Below are 335 nucleotides of genomic sequence, written 5' to 3'. Positions count from 1 at the left end.
ATATCGAGTTCAGACTGTGTTTTGGCAAACTTTTCAATTTCGTGCACCTGTGTTGCACCTACTTCTACCACTAACTGAACGTCTTTCGGTATTCTGATTTCAATATTGTTTACATCCAGCTCAATGAACATTGCTTTCAGCTTGTCACCATTGTAGTGGTACAACCCAGCTGAACCTGATTTTTCAATATCAAGGGTTACTCCAAAAAATTCTTCAACAGCCTCATACAGGCATTTTCGGAACTTAGAGCCCAAACGATTACGGGTTAAACGGGTGTTGATGTAATAAGACTTCAACGCCACAGCATTATAATGCTGGATACGGATAGCCTTATT

At 40.0% G+C, this 335-nt stretch carries 1 protein-coding gene; it reads right to left on the bottom strand.

Features of this window, described 5'->3' with window-relative positions; translation table 11 throughout:
* Nucleotides 1–335, bottom strand: a 335-nt coding sequence (locus tag CWB99_RS24355; protein ID WP_171045452.1) for a hypothetical protein, incomplete at both ends; no start/stop codon positions are given.

The sequence above is a fragment of the Pseudoalteromonas rubra genome (genome assembly GCF_005887095.1).
GTDB classification, from domain to species: Bacteria; Pseudomonadota; Gammaproteobacteria; order Enterobacterales; family Alteromonadaceae; genus Pseudoalteromonas; species Pseudoalteromonas rubra_E.
Note: the sequence above shows the minus strand (reverse complement) of the source record. Positions and strands in the feature narration are given on the sequence as shown.